Genomic DNA, 21,237 nt, shown 5'->3' on the forward strand with positions numbered 1-21,237 from the left:
ACATCAATTTCCCGCATCGCCAATTGCGAAAAAGCGTAATATGCGAATGAATGGCAGCGTTTGAATGAAGCGCGGAGATTTGAAAGAGAAGTGATTTGACAGCACATTTGCCTTTGTCCGTGAACGCAGATGTCGTCACTTTTACAGGTGGCGGTGTGCTTGTAGTGATCGAGGCGAAGAAGAACGAGCGCCCGAAAATTCTATATTGCGGACCTGATATCGCTGGCACAGATGCAAATCAGCTTAGCCTGCTGTCGCGCTGGCAATATGTTCATGGCGGTGCCTCGCAAGAGCGTACGCTCACTCTTTCCAACGAGCTTGGAACGGGCACACTTGCCCCTCCCGGCCTGATTGCCAGCCGCGATGGCGAAGACTGGGCGCTCGACCTGAGGGTTGTCGAAGTGCAGGCGTTGGAGGGCTCAGGCGCTGAAATCCAATGTTTTGATCCAAGCACAAAGATAGGCGCGAATTATAGACTCATTCTGGACCGCAATTCGGGTGTTTTGACTTGCAGTACCCAAATCACAAATCACGCGGACACGCCGTTCACCTTGGACTGGTGCGCAGGTATGACCCTGCCGCTTGACCCAAGGTTAAGCGAGATCACCGGTTTTTCAGGCCGCTGGGCGGGTGAATTTCAGACTGAGGAAATTGGCGGATTTCAAGGCAGTTATGTGCGTGAAAATATGGCGGGCCGGACCAGCCATGAGTGTTTCCCCGGCGTCATCTTGAAAACTGCGACAACGACGGAAACGCATGGGGCCGCTAGTGGTTTTCACCTCGCTTGGAGTGGCAACCACCGCTCGCGGGTTGATCGTTTGTCCGATGGACGCTCGGTCATTCAGATGGGCGAGCTTTTGTGGCCCGGCGAAATCCGGCTGGGCGCAGGGGAAAGCTATCAGACCCCAAATTTGCTGGCCACTTGGTCCAATGAAGGTTTGGGTGCGATCAGCCACGCGTTCCACACGCACTTAAGCACCCAAATTCTCAAAAAGCGTTCAATCGCAAAGCCGCGACCGGTCCACTTCAACACGTGGGAGGCGGTCTACTTCTTCCATAACCAAGAGAACATTATCGAGCTGGCCGAAAGAGCCGCGCATGTGGGCGCAGAGCGGTTTGTGCTCGATGATGGTTGGTTCGGTGCGCGGCGCAATGACAAGGCGGGCCTTGGTGATTGGTGGGTTTCGCCCGATGTGTATCCCGATGGTCTTCATCCGATTGTCGACAAGGTGCGCGAATTGGGCATGGAGTTTGGCCTTTGGTTTGAACCTGAAATGGTCAATCCAGACAGCGACCTTTTCCGCGCTCATCCTGATTGGGTGCTTGAAGCATCAGGTGTCGATCCAATCGGCTTTCGCAATCAATTGACCTTGAACGTCAGCAAGCCGGAAGTTTTCGACTATCTCTACGAGAAGATCGCTGCACTCGTGGATGAGTACAAAATTGACTACATCAAATGGGATATGAACCGCGATTGCCATCATCCCGGCAATTCAGGGAGCAGTGACAAGCGCGCGGTTATGCATCTGCAAACACTGGGTGTTTATCGTTTGCTCGACCGATTGCGCGATGCATTCCCAAGCCTGGAAATTGAAAGCTGCGCATCTGGCGGCGCGCGGGCGGATTACGGCGTTTTGCGGCGCGCTGACCGTATTTGGACTTCGGATAATAATGATGCCCGAGACCGCCAACACATTCAGAAAGGTGCGTCCTACTTCTTCCCATTGCGTGTCCTTGGAAGCCATGTAGGGCCGAAGAAATGCCACATCACGGGTCGCCGGTTCTCAATGGAGTTCCGGGTTGCAAGTGCGATTTTCGGCCACATGGGGCTGGAGCTTAACCTCGCCCTTGAAAGCGACGCAGACCGAGCAGTTCTGGCCAAGGGGATCGACCTCTATAAGGAGCACCGTGCGCTGCTTCACGGCGGGACCTTCCATCGTTTGTCTTCGGCACCGCACGCCAATGTTGTTGGGGTTGTTGCTCCATCACGCGGCGAGGCGCTTTTCAGCTATGCACTGCTGGAATCGCGCCCTCAAAGCGCACCTGACAGGATGTTTTTCAGCGGGCTTGATCCGGTAAGGCAATACCGGGTTCAGATTGTGTGGCCCCAAGCAGACCCGTCGATCAACACGCCGTCCATTGTGGAAGCGGGGGATTTCATGGGGAAGGGTACGGTTTTCTCTGGCGCTGCCTTGATGGAATTCGGTATGCAAACCCCGCCGCTTCATCCTGATAGCGCTGTGATTTATCATCTAGAAGAGATCTAATGGCCCAAACTTCTAAATACGACCTGCTGATTATCGGCGGAGGCATAAATGGTGCTGGCATTGCCCGCGATGCAGCGGGGCGCGGGTTAAGCGTCCTCTTGGTCGAGATGAATGATCTTGCCTCGCACACCTCGAGTGCATCTACCAAGCTCATCCATGGCGGGCTTCGTTATTTGGAACATATGGAATTTCGCCTTGTCCGCGAAAGCTTGATCGAGCGAGAGCGTATCTTGAAAATTGCTCCGCATATTGTCTGGCCGATGCGATTTGTCCTGCCGCATGACAAAGGCCTTCGCCCCAAATGGCTGCTGCGGCTGGGTCTATTTTTCTATGACAATCTGGGCGGGCGCAAGTTGCTGCCAGCGACCAAGACTGTAAATTTGCGCGAGGGTCCTCATGCGCAAACGCTCGAAGATCGATTGGTTAGCGGGTTCGAATATTCCGATTGTTGGGTCGAAGATGCACGGTTGGTCGTGCTCAACTGCATGGATGCCAAAGAACGCGGCGCGGATATTAGAACGCACACACAATGCACCGCGCTTTCCCGAAAAAATGGTCACTGGAGCGCGACATTGAACAGCGATGCGGGCGAGGAAACAGTGAGCGCCAAAACCGTCATCAATGCCGCGGGCCCATGGGTTGATGAGGTGCTAGGCAAGGCGAAAGAAGGGACACACAAGGACCACGTACGGTTGGTACAAGGAAGCCATTTGATCTTCCCGAAACTTTTCGACCACGATGAGGCCTATATCTTCCAAAACCGCGACAACCGCATCATTTTTGCCGTGCCTTATGAGCACGAATACACCTTGGTTGGTACCACCGACGTGCTCTGGAAAGAGGATCCGGCAAAGGTGGCGATTTCAGATGCTGAGAAGCAATACATCTGCGATGCGGTCAATGAATATCTACGGGTTGATGTGACCCCTGATCAGGCGGTTTGGGACTATTCAGGAGTACGTCCGCTTTACGACGATCACAAATCGGACAATTCCACAGTCACGCGTGATTACGTCTTTGATCTCGACGAAGAGCAAGGCGCGCGCGTACTCTCAATTTTTGGCGGGAAGATCACAACCTTTCGCAAGCTTGCAGAGCACGCTCTTGAAAAGCTTGAATTGGGCGGCGAGGGCTGGACCGCAGATAAGCCGCTTCCGGGTGGGGACTTTGACCCGATGCAGTTCGACCAACTGGTCGGTGAGTTCCAAAGACAATATGGATGGATGGATGAACGGATGCTGCGCCGCTTGCTTCGCGCCTATGGGACGCGGGTCCACAAACTACTCGATGGAGTGACAAGCGTTAGTGGGTTTGGCGAACATCTGGGCGGTGATCTTTATGCACGCGAGCTTGAATATTTATGCGAACATGAATTTGTGCGCGAGGCCGATGACGCCTTGTGGCGGCGGAGCAAATTGGGGCTGCATTTGGACAAAGATGCCCACGCGAAAGTAGCCGCTTGGTTTGCCAATCAAGAGAGCACGCGGTGAGTGCAGCCACTCAACTCGCTCGTTCTATAGGAGGCCAACCAACATTTGTGCGCGAACATCGCAAGGCCGACGGACGAATGTTGCGGCTTTACGGACGCGGCGCGCATGCGCTTGCTCCGGCGGCGGAAACCGCAGATCCCATCGCGCAAGGCGGAGAGCTGCGTTACCACCCCTTGCGCGCGGAGTGGAATGTCTATGCCGCCCACCGACAGAACCGCACGTTCAAACCTTCGGCGGCTGATGATCCGCTCGCGCCAACTATCGTTGGCGGGGTCGAAACGGAAATTCCATTTGCCGATTTTGAGCTGGCGATATTTGAGAACAAATTTGCTGCTTTCCACCATTCAGCAAACGATGCAGCGGACGTTGCTGGGATTGCATCTGAACCCGCCAAGGGCGCGTGCGATGTAGTTGTTTACGCGCCTGAGAGCGAAGGTAGCCTGCACACAATCGGCCAAGACCGTAGACGTGTTCTGATCGCGGCATTGATCGACCGATATAATGCGTTGTTTGAGGCGGGTTGCGATTACGTTTTGCCCTTTGAAAATCGCGGCGACGAAGTGGGGGTGACTCTCCATCACCCGCATGGCCAGATTTATGGGTTTGATCGCGTACCCCAAATCCAACAACGCGCGATTGATGTTTTTGCAGGCGGATATAGTCTCGCCGCAGAGATTGCGGAATGCATGCCCGAGTATGGGCTTGGCGAAAAGGGGGGTGTTGCTGCCTTTGTGCCGCGGTTCGCACGCTTTCCTTATGAGGTCTGGATCGCCCCCAAACAGCGCCGTGAAGGGCCATGGGATTGCAGTGATGAAGAACTCGAAGGTCTGGCGTTCTGGCTAGGGGAAGTGACGCGCCGATATGACGCGATGTTTGAACAGCCTGCCGCTACAATGATGGCCTTTCACGCCGCGCCGAGGAGCGGCTCAAGCCGCTATCATTTCACCGTACAGTTTTACCCGCTTCTCCGCGCGAAAGCCCGAGTGAAGCATTTGGCGTCTGTCGAGCAGCACACGGGAACATTCACCGTCGATGTGATGCCTGAAACCGCGGTTCAGATGCTGAAAGGCGCGGAATGACTGGCTTTGCCACCGCGCCCGGCAGGGTGAATCTTATTGGCGAGCATATCGACTATAATGGCGGCACCGTCTTGCCAGCTGCATTGTCTGTGGGTGTGTCGGTTGAGTTGGCACCGGTCAATGATGACACTGTCGAGATCACAGCCGACCAATATGACATGTCTGCTCAAAGGCAGCTTAGCGATGATGCAGTTGGCGATTGGTCGGACGCTAGCGTTGGCGCTTTGCGAGAGGCCAATGCTTTGGGGCTACTATCCGGCGGGGCCAAGATCGCGATCCGATCAAACATTCCGCAGGGCGCCGGCCTTTCCTCATCGGCGGCACTTACCGTTGCAATCTTGAAGGCCGCCAGAAACGCCGTAGGTGCAAGCACGCCTGGCGATCAGGATATTGCCATCGCTGCGCGCCGAGTGGAGAACGATTATCTGGGTGTTCCCTGCGGCATTATGGACCAGTTTGCAGTGGCGATTGCGACACCCGGTACAGCTATGGCGCTCAACACCGCATCGCTTGAATATGAGCTGTTGGAACTGCCCAAGGAATACACCTTTGTGGTTATCCATTCGGGCGTCTCGCGCAAGCTTACCGATGGACGTTACAAAGAGCGCAAAGTCGAATGCGACGAGGTTAAGGCCTATTTCGAAACTGACGATCTTTGCAGCTTAGAGCAGGGTGATATCGCCGCATCATCGCTGCATGAGGCGGCACGTAGGCGAGCGGTCCATTGCGTAACTGAACATCGCCGTGTTCTTGCAACCGTTGCCGCCTTGAAAGCGGGTGATGTGGAAACAATAGGGGCAATGATGAATGCCAGCCACATTTCCATGCGCGACGATTTCGAAATGTCGGTTGAACCCATTGATGGGCTTGTCGCTTCATCTATCGGATTGGGCGCAATCGGCGCGCGGCTTACAGGAGGAGGCTTTGGCGGCTGTATTGTCGCTCTGGTCGAAGAAAGCCGTAAAGAGCGATGGCAGACCCGCGTCCTCGGCGCCCATCCGGATGCTTGGTTCGTCTGCGAAGCCTAGGTTTGGGCGGCAAGGCGCTCGGCCGCCGCCAAATCATCCTGCGTGTTGACGTTCCAGAACGGGTCGATGCCGCCGGGTTCGTGGTCGAATGCGACGCGCGAAGCGCCGCAGAACTCCGCCCAGCCGTGGGCCGAGCGACTGCGGTTATCGATAAAGAAACGAAGCGCACTTTGACTATCGGCCCGCCACAGACCGTTGACAGGATGCCAGCGGTCCCCAGTGATCGCGATTGCGGGGGCGCCTTTTTCTGCAAGTTTACTCACAAGATCGAGCGGCGCGAACGGTAGGTCCACGGCTAACGTCACAATGCTCTCAAACCCTTGAATACTCGCCCATTCCATCGCTGTGAGGATCCCTGCAAGCGGCCCAATACTCTCCGAAAGAGTGTCGGGGATGATGGGCAATTCCCAGCGTTCAAACCCCTTCGAGAGCGGGGCATTGATGGCAATCGGGCCCGATGTCTGCTGGCGAACACGGTCTAAAACATGTTCTAGCAAAGGCTTGCCGCCAAGCATTGCGAGCGCCTTGTCGCTGCCAAACCGGCGCGATGTGCCGCCCGCTAGGATACAGATCGGAATATTGGGAAACGCCGCCATGACCGCTTCTCTATAAATCACCTTCGTCTTTGCCAATGGATTTGCTAACTCACAGGCACTTAGGCGGATCAACCGGCCAAAACTTCGGGGAAAAGGCAGATTTATGAGCACTCGGTTCGACTTGGTGATTTACGGTGCAACCAGTTTTGTAGGGGCGATCACTGCTGATTATGTGATGAGCAAATACGGCGCTGAACGTCCCTACAAATGGGCCATCGCTGGGCGCTCTGAAACGAAGCTCGCAGCGCTGAAAGGACAGCTGGGCGAAGGCGCTAAAGACCTTCCCACAATCGTCGCCAACAGCGATGATGAAGCCTCGCTCGAAGCCATGTGCGCGAGCACCCGGCTCGTGATTTCAACGGTTGGACCTTACGCGCTCTATGGCGATGACTTGGTCAAAGTGTGCGCTTCGACGGGCACTCATTATTGCGATCTCACAGGTGAGACGCAATGGATCCACGCGATGCAGCAGGCGCATGAAGCGGCGGCGAAGAAAAGCGGCGCGTTCATCGTCCATTCCTGCGGGTTCGATTCCATCCCCTCCGACCTTGGCGTGCATTTCCTGCAAGAGCAGATCGAGGCGGAATTTGGTCAGACCGCCGAGCAAATTGAAATGGGCGTGAAAGCGATGAAAGGCGGGGCTAGCGGTGGTACGATCGCCAGTATCATCAACTTGTTGAAGGAAGCGCAGGCCGATCCATCTTTGCGGAAAAAGCTCGAGGATCATTATCTGCTGTGCCCGGAAGGTCATGGCTACTCGGCCCGGCAAGAACAGCGTGCGCGCTATTATTCGGATGCTCTCCAAAGCTGGTGCGCGCCATTTGTCATGGCAGCGATAAACACGCGCAATGTGCACCGCTCCAATGCATTACAAGACAACCGTTATGGCGCAAATTTTCGTTACAGCGAATACACAATGACGGGTGAAGGCTTTAAAGGCAGTGCCGGTTCCATCGGCATGACCGCGGGGTTGGGCGGATTTATGGGCATACTCGCTCTTGGACCAACACGCGCTCTGGCAGAGAGGTTTTTGCTGCCTAAACCCGGAGAAGGGCCATCGCCAGAGGAGCAAATGAACGGCTTTTACAAGCTCTTGTTCGCGGGCACTTTGCCCGGAGGTGAAGTGCGGCGCGCGCGTGTCACAGGAGACCGCGATCCTGGCTATGGTTCAACTGCAAAAATGCTCGCCGAAGCGGCCTTGTGTATTCTGGAAACGGCAGAAGACGAAAAACCGAAAGGTGGTTTTTGGACGCCGTCTTCTTTGATGGGCAGCCGCCTGCGCCAACGATTGAGCGAAAACGCAGGGCTGACGTTCGAGGCGGTCTAAGGTCGGGCCTAATAACTGGCCCTATACGAGACCCTGACGGTTGATCTCCTATGAACGAGGAGATCGCTGCGCGCTGTCGTTTTCCCATTTTCAAGAAAACTGATCCGCAAAATCAAATAAGTGACTTTATGCACATTGCTCAGCCAATCGGTTGAGTATCAGCATGCACATGGGCCAAGAGTTCCTGGCCCAAGCGACCCGAAGCCTTGGCTCCCCGTTTCTCGGGGAGCTTTTTTTTGGTCTTCTCAGATCATTGAATTTGAAAGCGGGCTCAAGTGTCTTCGCACTGATCCATCAAACCGTGGATGTCGGGGATCACAAGATTGCGCCCTTGCTTGCGCAACAAGCCTAACCCGGTCAACTCACTGATTGCACGCGTAATCGTTTCGCGCTGCCCGCCCACTGTGGCGGCCCATTCTGCATGGGTTGGGGGATTGCGAAGAACTATCACATCATCCTCGCTATCTTGTGTCATCGCGGTGCGAATGAGTTCGGTGTAGAACCGCATCTTCACCGAGCTTGCGGTCGTTTCGTAGATGCGATCTGAAAGGTCTCTGATCCTTCCAGAAAGGTCGCGCAACAAGGCCTGGTTGACTGTTGGAAGAGTGAGCATCAGCTCGCGAAACGCGGCGCCGCTCAACCGGCCCATAACGACTTGAGACAATGCCACAATATTGACCGAGCGCGGTTGGCCATCGAAGACAGCGAGCTCTCCAACGTAAGAAAAAGCCGGCAAGCGGCGATAGCTGATCTCGCGCCCGGCCAGCGAATATCGGTTGGCTAATGCCTTGCCCTCGAGCAGCAGAAAGACATCTGTGTCTCGCGCCTCATGGGCAATAATCGTCTCTCCGCGTTCGAATCGGACGACCGAGATTTTTTCCAATACAGTCTGGATTTCTTCATCGGTGAGTTCTTCAAAGATACTGAAAAGGCGCAGTTTTTCTTCAATGTTATTGTCTGCATTCATGTACGGGGCCCCCATCATCCCGATCTGGCTTGCCAGATGGCCTCATCCTATGGGATGGTGCGACAGGATACTAAAAGAGGGGGGGCTAAGTGTCCAATGTTGCTGGAAAAGCGTATGGGATGATTGTCATCACTCCGTTGGCGAAACGGTTGGGGTGGACCAATAAATGGGTTTTCCGTTTCGGTCGCAGCTTTCCAGAAATTCTCGATGGGTTGATCGGTCTTAAGTTCATCCATTTCGCGCGCTGGGTCATCATTCCCAAAGATGCATGGCCAACATTGTCCGATAATTGTGAGAAGCTTGACCGGGACACGATGCTGTTTCTGTCGAATTTCAATGGGACTTGGGACCAATATATCGACGCGTTTTCCGATGGCATTCCAACTGGTCTGGACCTGTTTTGGTATAAGAATGCGCGCTTCCCGGGCTCTGTGCCGATTACGCCATTCAAACAGTACATTCGCGCCAATCAGATCAATTGCGACTTTTACTACAATGCGACCCCCGGTGCGGCGTACCGTGATGTTGTTTCGGCCCTTAGGGTGAAGCGCGCGCTGTTAGAGCTTGAGGACATCTACCGAGATCAGGAAACAACAGCTGAGAGCTTTGCGGACGCATACCGTGCAAAGCTCAAAACCATTCAGAATGACCTGACCACGCAAGGGTTTTCGCCCGTTGCCTCAACCTCGACGGACCGTGCCGAAGAACATCGCCAACAGTTCAACACGCTTCAAAACAAGTTCAACCGGGCATGGCAAAAAGAGTATAATCCAGACGGGGGCGAAGATGCCTAGTATTGATAGCGGATACTATTTCCTGACGGTTCTTGCACCTGTGCGAAGTGCATGGGCGAACGGCGAAGAGAACGGCCGCGCGGCCCCCATAATCGAGCTGCGTAAGACATTGGCACAGATGCCAACGGCAATGCAGACGCCGCATAGTCACAGCAGCGGTCAGATCAGTGCGTTTTCAAAGTCCACTCGCACGCACTTTGCCCGTTTCGCGGTAATCGATCGCCTCGGTTATAATGGCTATGAGGCCGCTGATCCTGTGCTTGACACGGCCAAACTTGCAAAGCCAAGCCTTGCCCGCACCGAGCTGTCGAGCCCCTACTTGCTATTCGCCGCTGAATTCGATGCACCCGGCGGTTCGCGCAATTACGACTTAGCCGTCTATTTGCGCGAATTGTGGGATGTGATGGAAGAGGATCTGGTCGAGATATTCTCCAATTGTGTCGCCTTTGATCGCGAGAAGATTTCCACTGCTGCAGACTTCATTGAGTACATCAAGCAATGCGAGATTGAGACGACGATGCCGTTCAATTTTTACTGGGCGGAGCCTCCTAGAGACCTCCCGACTTTGACCATCAAAGGGCTTGTGGCGGGCGGGGTTTTTACCGGCGCAATTATGGCGATGGTCTTTTATGCGTTGTTCTCTCGGTTCGGCGCATATCTTGCGATTGTCCCGGCTTTAATCGCATTTCTTGGGGGCGCGATTGGGTTTGTGGCCATGCGATTCAAGAAATATGGCGACAGGCCATTTCCCGCACCACCCGATGGGGACCTTATGTCCGTCCTCAAAGGCCTTCATGTTCAAAACACTTTCGGTCAGTTCGTGATCGAAGAGCAGGGTGCAGATGCGGCCGAATTGCACGAGGCCTTTGGCCGATATCTCGATGAAAATCAGCTAACAAAGACAAAGCCGCACCATCCGGCTGGGCAGGTCTATCGATGAGCATTGTTGGAGAAAATGAACGGATTGCGCTGAGGCTTGCTGATATCCAAGGCAACATTCTGAATGCCTATGGCAAACAGGGATTTCCTAAAGGGCGCGCCATTTTCCTGCATGTTGATGATGGGAAGAAGGGGCGCGCATTTTTAGAAGAATTTTATGACCGAGTGACGACCGCGGTGCGCTGGAAAAGTGACAACCCCTATGCGCCCAAGGCAGAAACAAGTGCCCCGGAAAGACCGCCCGTCACGTTGAATTTTGCCTTCACATTTGATGGGCTCGCGGCGCTTGGTGTTCCGATCAAAACACTATCGATGATGCCAGCAGAGTTTCTGCAAGGGATGCGCGCAAGAGCGCCGATCTTGGGCGACATATCACCCAAAGGTGCGCTGGATAGTTGGGACGAGGTTTGGAAGGACCAAACCGAAGCCGGTGGTAAGAATGCGGTGCATATTATGGCGCTGCTCAATTCAAAAATGAACCCGGTGACGGGCAATCCTGTGCCTGAATTGGACGAGCTCACCGAAGATATTCGCAGCGTATGCAACGCCAAGGGCGGTGTCCGCATTCTTCAAGGTCACGGTGTAGGAGCTGCGGACTATCAAGATATGAGCGCACGGCTCATGCAAGATCCGCAAACTGGGCATTTCAAGCCCGTTCCTTTGGAGCATTTCGGTTATGTCGATGGGATCAGTGATCCTGTATTTGAAGGTCAGTTCCCACCCGAAGACGAGGCGGTGCGCAAAGTCGGCAATGGCAAGTTCAAAGGCCATTTAAAAGACCAAGAAGAGATCGAAGACGAAGCCAATTGGGAACCTCTGGCGACGGGGGAATTCTTGCTGGGTTATCCCGATGAGGCCAAGGAAATGCCGCCCGCAGCGCGGCCCAACCTCTTCAGCACCAACGGTACGTTCATGGCTTACCGTAAACTTCAAGAGAATGTGGACGATTTCGATGACTACATCGATAAAACCGTGCCTGAGTTTGCAAAAGTGTACGGCATTGAGGACGAAACCGCGGCGCGGGCGACATTGCTCGCGAAGTTTTCTGGCCGGTGGCAAGATGGTGTGCCGCTTGCGCTTGCCAAAAATTATGAAGAGTGGGTCGCATTTAACGCGAAATACAAAGATGATGTGACGAAGCGAAAGAAGCTCTCGCGATTTATATATGCCGATGATGAACATGGTGCCGCATGTCCCGCAAGCTCGCACACGCGGCGGGTTCATCCGCGCGATATGTTGGGGCCGACGCCGGGAAGCGGGACCATTCTGGTGAACCGCAGACGTATTTTGCGGCGAGGCCTGCCCTATGATGCAACCAATGACACCGGCGACCGTGAGCGCGGGATCGTCATGCTAATCTGCTGTGCAAGTTTAGAGCGGCAGTTCGAATTCGTGCAGCAGCAATGGATCAATTACGGCATGGATTCCAACGCTGGTAACGACACATGCCCGATGCTTGGATCGCGTCCGACCGATGACCTCAAATTTGTTATTCCCCACGCTACACAGGCTGACGGCGAGGGCGCACCCTACATCTGCTCTAAACTCCCACAATTTGTAGAGACTAAGGGCGGTGCGTATTTCTTTGTCCCGAGCATGACGAGCTTGAGGATGATGACCATCGGGGTGATCGACCCGACTTGAGCAAAACGGAGGCGGGGTTAATCGTAGAGTACCCAAAGGCTTTCGGGGAAGGGACCAAATTTGGTCATCTTTCCGTCTTTGCCCGGTGCTCGTCGTACGTTTTCACGCTCCAGCAGCGCCTTAAATGTCTGAGTGATCTGCGCATAGGCGAGTGGAGCTCCGATACACCAATGCAGGCCAAGGCCCATCAACATATAGTCGGTCTGGCCGCGGCTCGGATCGAATATGTCAGGGTTCTTAACCCTACGCGGATCGTGCATCGCTGATTGGGTCGAGAGCAGCATCTGCGTACCCTTTTTGATGGTCTTTTCCCGGCGTGTTCCTGCGGCAATTACCACATCTTCGCCTGCGACGCGAAAGGGCCCCGGATTTAGTGGCCAGAAACGCATAGCTTCGAAAAGGCATCGCTTCAACAGATCATCATTCCCGCTGCGAGCTGCCTCGCGTGCCTGCAGCATCCAGTCACGATTGCTCAATAACAAATCGAGAATATGGCCCGATGCCATTGTATTGGTGGGAACGAAACCGCAAACCATGCCAATTAGGATCGCGCGGATAATGCTATCCGGCATGGCTTCAGGATCTTCCTTTTGCCGCGCGACAAGTCTTGCGGTAATGGTGTCGCCGCTTGCGCCAGCTTGCACTCTTGCAATCGCATCATCGACGATTGGGCGCACCAAAGCGGCGGCTGCAAGAGCGGCTTCTTCGAGGTCGGGATCGTCAGTGGGATTGCCGAACATGTAACAGCTCATGGCGATTGTCCAACGTCCAAAACCATCTTTGTCGTCAACATTCAGCCCATAGTATTCCTCGCAAATCCGAATGGGAACAAGGGTTTGTAGGCCGCGCAAACCGTCAATCTTACCTTGTCCCTCATCGAGAAGGCGGCCCGCCTCCTTGTATGAAAGGGGGGCGACGATTTCCTCGTTCTCTTTTAGTGGGAATACTCTGACAGTTTCAGCGTGTAGCCCTCGATATGCAGGCCCATCTGACATACCAAGAACAAAGTTGGGTCCTCCATTGAGAGCTTTGATTCTGGCACCAAAATCCACGGCGACTGCTTTATCATTCTGGAGCGCTTCTGCGACATCGTCATAGCGTGTGATCACTGCCCAATTGCCGATGGTCAAAATCGGAATATAACGCCGCAGAAAAGCCAAGAGCTTGTATGGATTACGGATAATCCGTTCTACTATCCGGGAGATGAACCCGTCAGATTGAAGAAGCGTAGGGTCAAAACCGTTGTCAATTTCGTCAAAGCTTTTGGGTGGCTGCGTTCCTTGCTTCTTCAGCCGTCTAAAAGAGGCTACATTGCCCATACTGATTTCCCCCAGATCAGATAAATCACAATTGCGTAATTATGCTAGCAACTTGTTTGAAAAGCCATGCTTTTCCCAAAGGCTACCATTTAATCTGGTTGACAGAATAGCGGCTTGTTCACTTGACCATTTTTTTGCAAGGCCTGCAGCTTCGTGAGCAGCTTCGGCGTTACCTTCAAGATTATCCAGCACGGCCTTAAGGCCATAATATTCGGAGAACATATGGTTCATTCCGTATTTTGCCGAAGTCTGAATTGACCAGTCATTGGCCTCTCGTGCTTTGGGTAAATTTCCTTCCGCAAGCCAGGCGAGCCCTTCCCAATGCTTGTAGGTGGGAAGATAAACGATGCTGCCGGTCAAGGAATAGCCTTCGATCGCCTGTTGTAACTGCTGCGCGGCGTCAGGGTCCCCGCGAAGAGAATTATAATGAGCAAGATGGACCTTCTCTGTCAGAAGGAAATAATGGATCTCATGTTCTTCACACAAGGCGATACAGTCATTGAGATCCTCTTCCAATCCCCCAAAATCGCCGAGCATTAGGCGGCAGTAATTTCGACCAACCTGGGAAAAGGCTCTGGTGTAGGGTTGCTTGATTTCCTGAGCCCGCTCGTATGCAGCGGTGTAAAGCGCAACGCCGCGCTGTGTTTCACCCAAATATACAAGGGCCCAAGAAGCATAGATCTGCATTGCGGCGAGCAGATCGTCAGCAACAATATTACGCGCATGCTGGCCGGGCGTGCTTTGCAATAACTCAATGCCAGTCACAAGATCGCTGGCACATTGCATGTAATTGCCAAGCGCAAAGCTTGCGATGCCTCTGCTCCGATACCCGATCAGGCGCCAAGTATCATCGTCGAATTGCTCTCCTAATGACAGCATTTCAGCACCGCGATCTTGTGTCGCTTGAATCTTGCTAAGCTGAAGATCGTAGGCTTGCTGACCATGCATAGCAGCAAGCAATTTGACCCGGTCACCGCGTTGTTCGGCGAGGATTTTGGCGCGCGCGAACACTTTTCCAGTTTCCGGGTTGGCATGACCAACTTGGGCTAAAAGGACTTTGCCAAGGGTCAAGAGCAGATCCAGCTCAAAGCGCGCGCGTTCGTTTGGATCGCCAACTTGATGGATAAGCTCCAAGCCGCGCCTCAAACGCGCCTCGGCCTCGTTCATGGCGAACATCTTTAAGGCATCTCGCCCCGCCAAAAGCCAATAATGGACTGCACGAGCTGGCTGATCTGCCTCTTGCGCGTAATGCGCCCAACGTTCGGCATCGAGAGGGTTTTGAACCCCATCGTCTTGCTCAAGCGCTTCGAGCAGACGCGCATTGTACTCTCTTCGCTCGCCCCTCACGAGGGTTGAATAAGCAATTTCTTGAATCAAAACGTGGCGGAATTGATAGGCGTGCGGTTCACTTGAAACAGCGGTTGTCATTCCGGAATCGTGCAGAATTGCGCAGCCACGCTCGATCAAGGGGGCGAAGTCTGGCGCGACCTTGGCAAGGTCACTTTGTGTGAATTCGCGTCCGACGACTGAGGCGATTTGCGCAATACGCTTTGCCTCCCCCAACTGATCGAGCCGCGCCAGCAGGGAGTCTTGTAGAGTTTCAGGTAGCGCGAATGTTGAGTGAAGCTCAAAATCATTTGCGGCGTCACCGCGGACGTGGGCGTCCGAATCAAGCACCGCCTTAGTCAATTCCTCGACAAACAAAGCAATGCCGCCTGCCCGCTCGGAAATGGCCTTGACCATAGATGGTGATGCCTGTGCGCCGAGCACTTGGTTGATCAGCGCTTGTGATTCAGCCTGCGTGAAGGGCGGCAATTCGATCCTTTCGATATTGCTCGCTTCTTCCCAAGTCTCATCGATTTCTGGCCTGCTTGTCATAACGATCAACACACGGCCAAGATCGGCTCGTGCCAACGCTTTCTCGACAAGGTCGCGCGAACTTGGATCGGCCCAATGCATATCTTCGATCAGCACAAGTACGGGTTTTTCATTGGCACGCAGGTCGATCTGATTGATCAGAGCAAGGATTGTGGCCGTGCGCAGTTGGACCGAAGTCATAGCCTGCGCTTCTAACGGCACATCTGACGTGATCCCGATCAAGCGGTGGATCAAATGCCGATCAAGCGCGGTTGTGCCTGGCGGGAGGCGTTCTTCCAAAGAGCCGGCCGATGGCGAAGTTTTATGGTCAGTTGCGCCTGCGATGTTCCTAAACCGGGTAATGAACGGGCGAAGCGCGGCTTGCCGGCTGTGCGGGGCGCAAAAGCAGGGAATAAAGGCGATCTGTGATTGATCTATGGAATTCACGAAATCGGCGACAAGCCGTGATTTGCCCACCCCTGCTTCGCCCACGACCATACAGGTCTTGTTTGATCCTGCGAGCACAGCCTCCCATTTCTCGTGCAGGACTTTGGTCTGCGCTTCGCGTCCGATAAGCTCTGGACCAAATCCTCGCAGCGCCCGAAGTCGGTCGGATTCCTGCCCGCCAACAACGCCAAAAGCGTGCACGTCTTCGGCGAAACCTTTGGCTTCGATTATGCCAAGATCATCGAGCTTGAATAGGCCGCCAGCAAGGCGCTTTGTGCGTTCTGCGATGATGCATTGCCCAGGCTTTGCATGGGATTGGAGACGAGCAGCAAGGCTGGTGACTTTGCCAACCGCGCTATTGCCTGTGTCGCCTTCTTCGATGCGTCCGACAATGCTGGTGCCCGTCGCGATTCCGACCCTTGCTTTGGCTTGCTCTCCATTGGGGAGCGTGATCTTCGACACTGCATCGGTTAGGGCAAGGCCTGAAAGAATGGCACATTCCGCTGCATCTTCGCGCGCAACAGGATAGCCAAAATAGATGATCCCGCCGTCTCCGACATGCGCTCCGACAAAGGCATCGAAAGGGCGCACCGCAGCAGAGGCTGCATTATGAAAATTCGCTATCGTTTCACGGAAATCTTCTGGCTCAACGCTGGTGGAAAGCTGCGTTGAGCCGACCAGATCATAGAACAGCACGGTGATCTGACGGCGTTCCGTTTCTGGAATTGTGCTAAGATGCGGTGCAGAGGCAAGCTTTGCGCCACAATTGCTGCAGAACCTATGGCCTTTGAGGCTTTCATTTTTACATTCTGAGCAACCCATTGTTGTTGAATAACAGTCAATTGCCCGCTTCAAAAGCAGTTTTTCAGCCTACACTGTTCTGTGAGCGCAGATTGCCCTTTTTTGCGGCATCCTCGCCAAGCGATCTTTAGCGGCAACGGCGATAGGAGGAAGAGCCTTGGGCAAGTCTATGCGTTTCTCTGGCAAACGCGCGGAAGGCACGATTGATCGCTAGGCACACCGCACCCATCGTTTCGCCACGTAGAGTGGTTTGGCATAACAAATAGGAGGGCGTGTGCAATTTGAACTGCTTAACAGACGTAATCTCATTGTGTCGGGATTGGGCGCGGGATTGGCCGGATGTATTAACGCGCCTTCTTTGGTTGCGGATCAGAATGACCAAATTGGCGATGCTTGGGACTTTGAAGGGCTCGGCCCGCTTAATTTGGACCCTACAAATCTATCCAAGATTACCGTCTGCCTTCGACCATTTCGCCCCTCTGGTCCGCGACTTGAGGTTGAGCGTATTGAGAGCAGAACACTCGTTCACAACTATGGTCATGGCGGCTCAGGCTGGTCGCTGGCATGGGGCTATGCCCAAGGCGTCAACGACGCATTGAGCCGCGACCGGATAGCCCATGTTTCTGTGTTAGGTGCAGGCGCAATCGGACTTACCAGTGCGATTGCTTTGGCAGAAACCGGGATGAGGGTTACGATCTATGCTCGTGAATTTCCGATGGAAAGTGCCTCTTCCAAGGCAACGGGAGTATGGTCGCCTTCCAGCAGAATTGGTATGAACGGTGCGGCTGCGCCAGACTTTACCGCAAGGTGGGAGGCCTTGGCTCGGCGTTCCTATGCTCGGCATCTGAAATATTTGGGACGGCCTGGCGATCCAGTGGAGTTTACACCGCACTTCTATATTCGGCCCAAATCCCCCGAACCGCCCCTTGCTACGCAGCCTGAGGGTGCGGACAATTTTCTTCATCTGGCACGTAGTCTGGGCAGTCTCGCGCCTCCTTGGTCGGACCGCGATGTCCACCCTTTCCCAATCAATGGCCCCGTGCGCGGCGGAATGGTGATGACGTTCAATATTGCTGAGTACACAAGGCAGCTTACCCAAGACTTCATCGCAATGGGCGGACGCATTGAGCGTGCAGATATTCGCTCCAAGGATGACATGATGCAGCTTCCCGGTGATGCGGTTGTGAATTGTACTGGGTTCGGTGCCAAGAGTTTATTGGGCGATAAGGACTTAATCCCGGTGCGCGGGCAAATCGCGTGGATGCCGGCACAAACCGACCGATTGTACGGCGCGTACCATAGAAATGTGACGGTCCTGTCGCGGCGCGATGGATTGCTGATTCAGGAAACCGGAGGCACTGATTTCTATGGCATGGGAGTGGATGACGAAAGCGCCGATCCAGATGAATTTAGAGCAGCACACGCCAAGGTCGCCCACCTGTTTGCATTGTAACCCAATGGCACACGGACGTCCCGATCAAACGGGGCCGAATGCAAATGAGAATTGCTGGTTTATCAGCAGCCCACTTTTTCCCCTCGGCGTTTGCCGATCCCGAGGTCTCTACACCAATATGTTGGTCATCCCGCAGCTGCGTGGCATCAATGCGCAAGCTTTGCGCCAGTGGGCCCATAATTCATAGGGTTAGGGTCAGGGAAAAATGGTGCCGGCTGCACGATTCGAACGCGCGGCCTGATGATTACAAATCAACTGCTCTACCAACTGAGCTAAGCCGGCCCATTTTCGTCTCGCAATCATTGCAGCGATTCACTGCAATTTTCGCGCGAGAAGGCCCGCTAGCCGCAAAGGGCCCCTTGTGTCCACCCCGCAATTGCTATGAATTGGCAGAAGGTTGTTTGCCATTCATCGAACAGGCTCTGAATTTGGTCGTTATCCGCTTGTCACAATGCGCGCTAAGATACATCGTAAGTGCAACCAAGGGACTGGAACGATGGACGACAATAAGCGCAAACAAATCGTGTTTGAACAAAACGAAAAGTCAAAAGGGGTAGCCTATCTCCTGTGGCTTTTGTTCGGCTGGCTCGGTGTGCACCGCTTCTATGCGGGTAAGACGGGTTCGGGCCTTGCACAGCTGCTATTGTCGCTTTCGGTTGTGGGTTTTGCGGTCACGTTTTTCTGGTGGTTGTTTGATGCGTTCTTGATCCCTGACATGATCAATGAGCACAATTTGAAGGCCATCGATATGATTTATGGGTCTGAGCAGGCCCAGAAACAGGACCCGAAACAGGGCGCACCAAAACAACAGCCTCCAGAACCGCTGCGTGAATTACCAAACGATGTTGATGCGCGGCGTCAGGCGATGCTCGACGATCTGAAACAGACCGGTTATCGCAAGGAACGCCCCGATCCGATTTCTAGGTTGTATCGGTAGAGCGCGCTTAGAACGATGCCGTAAGCATCGCAAAAGGCGACCGCCAGCGAATGTGGGTGCCCAAGCTAAAACGCCCCGAAGGTCCACCCTTCAGTCCAAGCGATCTCCGCAGTTAGAGCGCGCGGCTCCCATCGCTCCTTCTCACCTGCTGCTTTGCGCATCCACGCAGCGGTGAGCAAAGCATCGGAGGAGTGGTCGTCGATCTCGCCAACTTCATCGACCGGTGGGCAGCCGAGGGCCTCCAATGCTGCGTTGAGGTCCGCATAGGTCAAAAGTTTGGTGCGTGATCCGCTCTTTGCCGCCGCCTCTTTTGAGGCAAGGCCTGTGTAAATTTCGACGAGCATCGACCCGTCTTTACGAAGGCGTCTTTCGGGCACTTTATCCATCGGCCAAACAGGCAAATGCTCGCGAAGCTGATGGAGCATGCGCATGCCGGTTAAAGAGCTCTTGCCGACTTGCGCCGCGCCCACGAGGTTGAAATTGCTCACGGGTCTGCATTTTTGACGCCACTGCGCAATCTCAGCCTCGCGAAAACGGCCTTGCCTGCTGACCGCGTCGGGGAGGTGGAAGTGCTCGCCCTCATCGTTCTTACCGTGGCGGAAATACTTGCGCGCGTCAGGGTGCGTCACGAAGCTGTTCGCGCCTAGATGCGGCTCTGCACCGCAAATGGCATCGACCATCGCCCATAGCTTTTTTGCATGGCTGGGACTGCGGTCCCATCCGGGGAAGAATGCACCGCAATCGTTGAAGGGCAGGCTGATCCCCAAATCAATCCCGACAAGCGTGTTCACCGGCAAATCATCGCGCAGAATTTCCAGTACATCTTGCCGTGAGAACCCGCCCTTTGGTGGTTTGACAAGAACGGGCGCTTCGCCAGCCTTAGTCGCCAGCGCTAGGGCAATGCCCTTGTGGCGTTCGCCCTTGGCACCGGACCAATCAATCGCGAGAAAATGGTCAAATTCGCGCATCAGCCCCGTTCCCTGCGCAGCTTATTCCAATATTCGATGCGTTCTTTGATCTTGCGCTCAAAACCGCGTGTCACCGGTTCATAAAAGGTTTGCGGCGGCAACTCGTCGGGCCAGTAATTGTCGCCGGAAAAACCGTCCTCGGCCTCGTGATCGTAGGAATATCCCTCGCCGTAACCGATGTCCTTCATCAGCGCGGTCGGCGCGTTGAGGATATTGGCAGGCGGCATTAGGCTGCCGGTTTCCCGCGCGGCTTTGAAGGCGGATTTTTGCGCGGCATAGGCGGCGTTCGATTTGGGTGCGGTGGCGCAGTACAGGCAGGCCTGCACGATCGCGAGTTCGCCTTCTGGGCTGCCAAGGAATTGGTAGGCGTCTTTGGCCGCAAGGCACTGGGTGAGGGCTTGCGGATCGGCCAAGCCAATGTCTTCACTGGCAAAGCGCACCAGACGGCGCAGCACATACAGCGGCTCTTCCCCCGCTGTCAGCATGCGCGCCATGTAATAGAGCGCCGCTTGCGGATCGGACCCGCGCAGCGCCTTGTGCAGCGCGCTGATCAAATTGTAATGCCCGTCGCGGTCCTTGTCATAGACTGCAACACGGCGTTGAAGGAATGTGCTGAGGGCCCTGGGATCAAGCGCATCGGGAAGGTTGGCGTTATAGAGCGTTTCTGCCTGTCCCAATAGAAAGCGCCCATCACCATCTGCGCTCGCAACCAGAGCGGCGCGCGCATCATCGGTAAGGGGGAGGGGGCCTTCGAGTTCTTCGGCCCGTGAGAGGAGCGCACCCAATGCCTCATGTCCCAAGCGTTCAAGGATAAGCACTTGTGCGCGGCTGAGGAGCGCGGCGTTTAGGGCAAAGCTAGGGTTTTCTGTGGTCGCTCCCATAAGGGTCACGGTCCCGCGCTCAACGAACGGCAAGAACCCGTCCTGCTGCGCGCGGTTAAAGCGGTGGATCTCGTCCACAAAGAGCAGTGTCTTCTGGCCCGCAGCCGCCATCTTGTCCGCCTCAGCAAAGGCTTTCTTGAGGTCCGCAACCCCTGAAAATACCGCGCTGATCGATTGGAAACGCATGCCGACGCTCGCCGCCAGAAGCCTTGCGATGCTTGTCTTGCCGGTTCCAGGCGGGCCCCACAAGATCATGCTCGCCAGCTTGCCTGCTGCCACCATGCGCCCAATTGCGCCCTCTGGCCCGGTAAGATGCTCTTGCCCGATGACTTCGGCAAGCGAGCGCGGGCGCAATCGGTCAGCCAAAGGTGCGTCGTCACGCAGCTCGCTATGAGGCTCCGAAACAGCCTGAGGCGGGTCATCTTCAAACAAATCTGCCATTC

The 21,237-nt window shown here is 54.7% G+C and carries 16 protein-coding genes and 1 tRNA gene; 10 read left to right on the plus strand and 7 right to left on the minus strand.

The genetic code is table 11. The features are described 5' to 3' along the window. The first annotated feature begins 95 nt into the window (after positions 1–95). The 4 genes from ABJ205_RS04655 to galK are packed head-to-tail and all read left to right on the plus strand — an operon-like array spanning position 96 to position 5,864. A complete protein-coding gene (locus ABJ205_RS04655) occupies positions 96–2,267 on the plus strand; it encodes an alpha-galactosidase (RefSeq protein WP_348160576.1) in 2,172 nt (723 codons plus the stop codon). Continuing rightward, on the plus strand, positions 2,267–3,757 hold the full coding sequence (gene glpD, locus ABJ205_RS04660; protein ID WP_348160574.1) for a glycerol-3-phosphate dehydrogenase: 1,491 nt from the start codon (positions 2,267–2,269) through the stop codon (positions 3,755–3,757). Before ABJ205_RS04655 ends, glpD begins: the two co-directional genes overlap by 1 nt. Then, positions 3,754–4,836 carry a galactose-1-phosphate uridylyltransferase gene (locus ABJ205_RS04665; RefSeq protein ID WP_348160572.1) on the plus strand — a complete coding sequence of 361 codons (1,083 nt, stop codon included), beginning with the start codon at positions 3,754–3,756 and terminating at the stop codon, positions 4,834–4,836. Before glpD ends, ABJ205_RS04665 begins: the two co-directional genes overlap by 4 nt. After that, on the plus strand, positions 4,833–5,864 hold the full coding sequence (gene galK / locus ABJ205_RS04670) for a galactokinase (protein WP_348160570.1): 1,032 nt from the start codon (positions 4,833–4,835) through the stop codon (positions 5,862–5,864). The genes ABJ205_RS04665 and galK overlap by 4 nt, the downstream gene beginning before the upstream one ends. Here the strand turns inward: galK and ABJ205_RS04675 are convergent. Beyond that, positions 5,861–6,460, minus strand: coding sequence for a molybdenum cofactor guanylyltransferase (locus ABJ205_RS04675; protein ID WP_348160569.1), 600 nt, complete (start codon positions 6,458–6,460; stop codon positions 5,861–5,863). The two genes, galK and ABJ205_RS04675, sit on opposite strands and share 4 nt — an antisense overlap. A 103-nt stretch (positions 6,461–6,563) precedes the next feature. On the opposite strand from ABJ205_RS04675, the gene ABJ205_RS04680 reads away from it, so the two are divergent. Next, positions 6,564–7,787: a saccharopine dehydrogenase NADP-binding domain-containing protein gene (locus ABJ205_RS04680; protein WP_348160567.1), complete on the plus strand. Its 1,224-nt coding sequence runs from the start codon at positions 6,564–6,566 to the stop codon at positions 7,785–7,787. 271 nt (positions 7,788–8,058) lie between these two features. On the opposite strand, the gene ABJ205_RS04685 is transcribed toward ABJ205_RS04680, so the two are convergent. Further along, a complete protein-coding gene (locus ABJ205_RS04685) occupies positions 8,059–8,754 on the minus strand; it encodes a Crp/Fnr family transcriptional regulator (RefSeq protein ID WP_348160565.1) in 696 nt (231 codons plus the stop codon). Between the two features lie 89 nt (positions 8,755–8,843). On the opposite strand from ABJ205_RS04685, the gene ABJ205_RS04690 reads away from it, so the two are divergent. Genes ABJ205_RS04690 through ABJ205_RS04700 form a run of 3 tightly spaced genes read left to right on the plus strand, consistent with a single transcriptional unit; the run spans position 8,844 to position 12,131 of the window. Continuing rightward, positions 8,844–9,548, plus strand: a complete 705-nt coding sequence (locus ABJ205_RS04690; RefSeq protein WP_348160563.1) for a hypothetical protein — start codon at positions 8,844–8,846, stop codon at positions 9,546–9,548. Further along, positions 9,541–10,488, plus strand: coding sequence for a hypothetical protein (locus ABJ205_RS04695; protein WP_348160562.1), 948 nt, complete (start codon positions 9,541–9,543; stop codon positions 10,486–10,488). The genes ABJ205_RS04690 and ABJ205_RS04695 overlap by 8 nt, the downstream gene beginning before the upstream one ends. Continuing rightward, positions 10,485–12,131, plus strand: coding sequence for a hypothetical protein (locus tag ABJ205_RS04700; RefSeq protein WP_348160560.1), 1,647 nt, complete (start codon positions 10,485–10,487; stop codon positions 12,129–12,131). Before ABJ205_RS04695 ends, ABJ205_RS04700 begins: the two co-directional genes overlap by 4 nt. A 17-nt stretch (positions 12,132–12,148) precedes the next feature. On the opposite strand, the gene ABJ205_RS04705 is transcribed toward ABJ205_RS04700, so the two are convergent. Further along, positions 12,149–13,450: a cytochrome P450 gene (locus tag ABJ205_RS04705; protein ID WP_348160558.1), complete on the minus strand. Its 1,302-nt coding sequence runs from the start codon at positions 13,448–13,450 to the stop codon at positions 12,149–12,151. A 39-nt stretch (positions 13,451–13,489) separates the two neighbouring features. After that, positions 13,490–16,576 (minus strand): AAA family ATPase, encoded by a 3,087-nt coding sequence (locus tag ABJ205_RS04710; RefSeq protein WP_348160556.1) that lies wholly within the window; start codon positions 16,574–16,576, stop codon positions 13,490–13,492. A 253-nt stretch (positions 16,577–16,829) separates the two neighbouring features. Here ABJ205_RS04710 and ABJ205_RS04715 point away from each other — a divergent pair, with 253 nt between their 5' ends. Further along, positions 16,830–18,008: an FAD-dependent oxidoreductase gene (locus tag ABJ205_RS04715; protein WP_348160555.1), complete on the plus strand. Its 1,179-nt coding sequence runs from the start codon at positions 16,830–16,832 to the stop codon at positions 18,006–18,008. Positions 18,009–18,214: 206 nt separating this feature from the next. Here the strand turns inward: ABJ205_RS04715 and ABJ205_RS04720 are convergent. Then, positions 18,215–18,290: transfer RNA gene (locus tag ABJ205_RS04720), tRNA-Thr, on the minus strand. 214 nt (positions 18,291–18,504) lie between these two features. Here ABJ205_RS04720 and ABJ205_RS04725 point away from each other — a divergent pair. Continuing rightward, positions 18,505–18,945, plus strand: a complete 441-nt coding sequence (locus ABJ205_RS04725; RefSeq protein ID WP_348160553.1) for a TM2 domain-containing protein — start codon at positions 18,505–18,507, stop codon at positions 18,943–18,945. A 65-nt stretch (positions 18,946–19,010) separates the two neighbouring features. Here ABJ205_RS04725 and ABJ205_RS04730 read toward each other — a convergent pair whose 3' ends face one another. Together ABJ205_RS04730 and ABJ205_RS04735 are read right to left on the minus strand one after the other, a co-directional pair. Further along, positions 19,011–19,913 carry a hypothetical protein gene (locus ABJ205_RS04730; RefSeq protein ID WP_348160551.1) on the minus strand — a complete coding sequence of 301 codons (903 nt, stop codon included), beginning with the start codon at positions 19,911–19,913 and terminating at the stop codon, positions 19,011–19,013. Beyond that, entirely contained in the window at positions 19,913–21,235 is a 1,323-nt protein-coding gene (locus ABJ205_RS04735) for a replication-associated recombination protein A (protein ID WP_348160549.1), read from the minus strand. Before ABJ205_RS04735 ends, ABJ205_RS04730 begins: the two co-directional genes overlap by 1 nt. Between the last annotated feature and the right edge of the window lie 2 nt (positions 21,236–21,237).

Source organism: Erythrobacter sp. (genome assembly GCF_039988855.1).
In the GTDB taxonomy this organism is placed as follows: Bacteria; Pseudomonadota; Alphaproteobacteria; order Sphingomonadales; family Sphingomonadaceae; genus Erythrobacter.

Excerpts from the sequence above, each read along its gene's own strand:
- ABJ205_RS04725 (WP_348160553.1), top strand. The coding sequence starts at position 18,505 with ATGGACGACAATAAGCGCAAACAAATCGTGTTTGAACAAAACGAAAAG.
- ABJ205_RS04700 (WP_348160560.1), top strand. The coding sequence starts at position 10,485 with ATGAGCATTGTTGGAGAAAATGAACGGATTGCGCTGAGGCTTGCTGAT.
- ABJ205_RS04685 (WP_348160565.1), bottom strand. The coding sequence starts at position 8,754 with ATGAATGCAGACAATAACATTGAAGAAAAACTGCGCCTTTTCAGTATC.
- glpD (WP_348160574.1), top strand. The coding sequence starts at position 2,267 with ATGGCCCAAACTTCTAAATACGACCTGCTGATTATCGGCGGAGGCATA.
- ABJ205_RS04705 (WP_348160558.1), bottom strand. The coding sequence starts at position 13,450 with ATGGGCAATGTAGCCTCTTTTAGACGGCTGAAGAAGCAAGGAACGCAG.
- galK (WP_348160570.1), top strand. The coding sequence starts at position 4,833 with ATGACTGGCTTTGCCACCGCGCCCGGCAGGGTGAATCTTATTGGCGAG.
- ABJ205_RS04735 (WP_348160549.1), bottom strand. The coding sequence starts at position 21,235 with ATGGCAGATTTGTTTGAAGATGACCCGCCTCAGGCTGTTTCGGAGCCT.
- ABJ205_RS04695 (WP_348160562.1), top strand. The coding sequence starts at position 9,541 with ATGCCTAGTATTGATAGCGGATACTATTTCCTGACGGTTCTTGCACCT.
- ABJ205_RS04675 (WP_348160569.1), bottom strand. The coding sequence starts at position 6,460 with ATGGCGGCGTTTCCCAATATTCCGATCTGTATCCTAGCGGGCGGCACA.
- ABJ205_RS04680 (WP_348160567.1), top strand. The coding sequence starts at position 6,564 with ATGAGCACTCGGTTCGACTTGGTGATTTACGGTGCAACCAGTTTTGTA.
- ABJ205_RS04730 (WP_348160551.1), bottom strand. The coding sequence starts at position 19,913 with ATGCGCGAATTTGACCATTTTCTCGCGATTGATTGGTCCGGTGCCAAG.
- ABJ205_RS04710 (WP_348160556.1), bottom strand. The coding sequence starts at position 16,576 with ATGGGTTGCTCAGAATGTAAAAATGAAAGCCTCAAAGGCCATAGGTTC.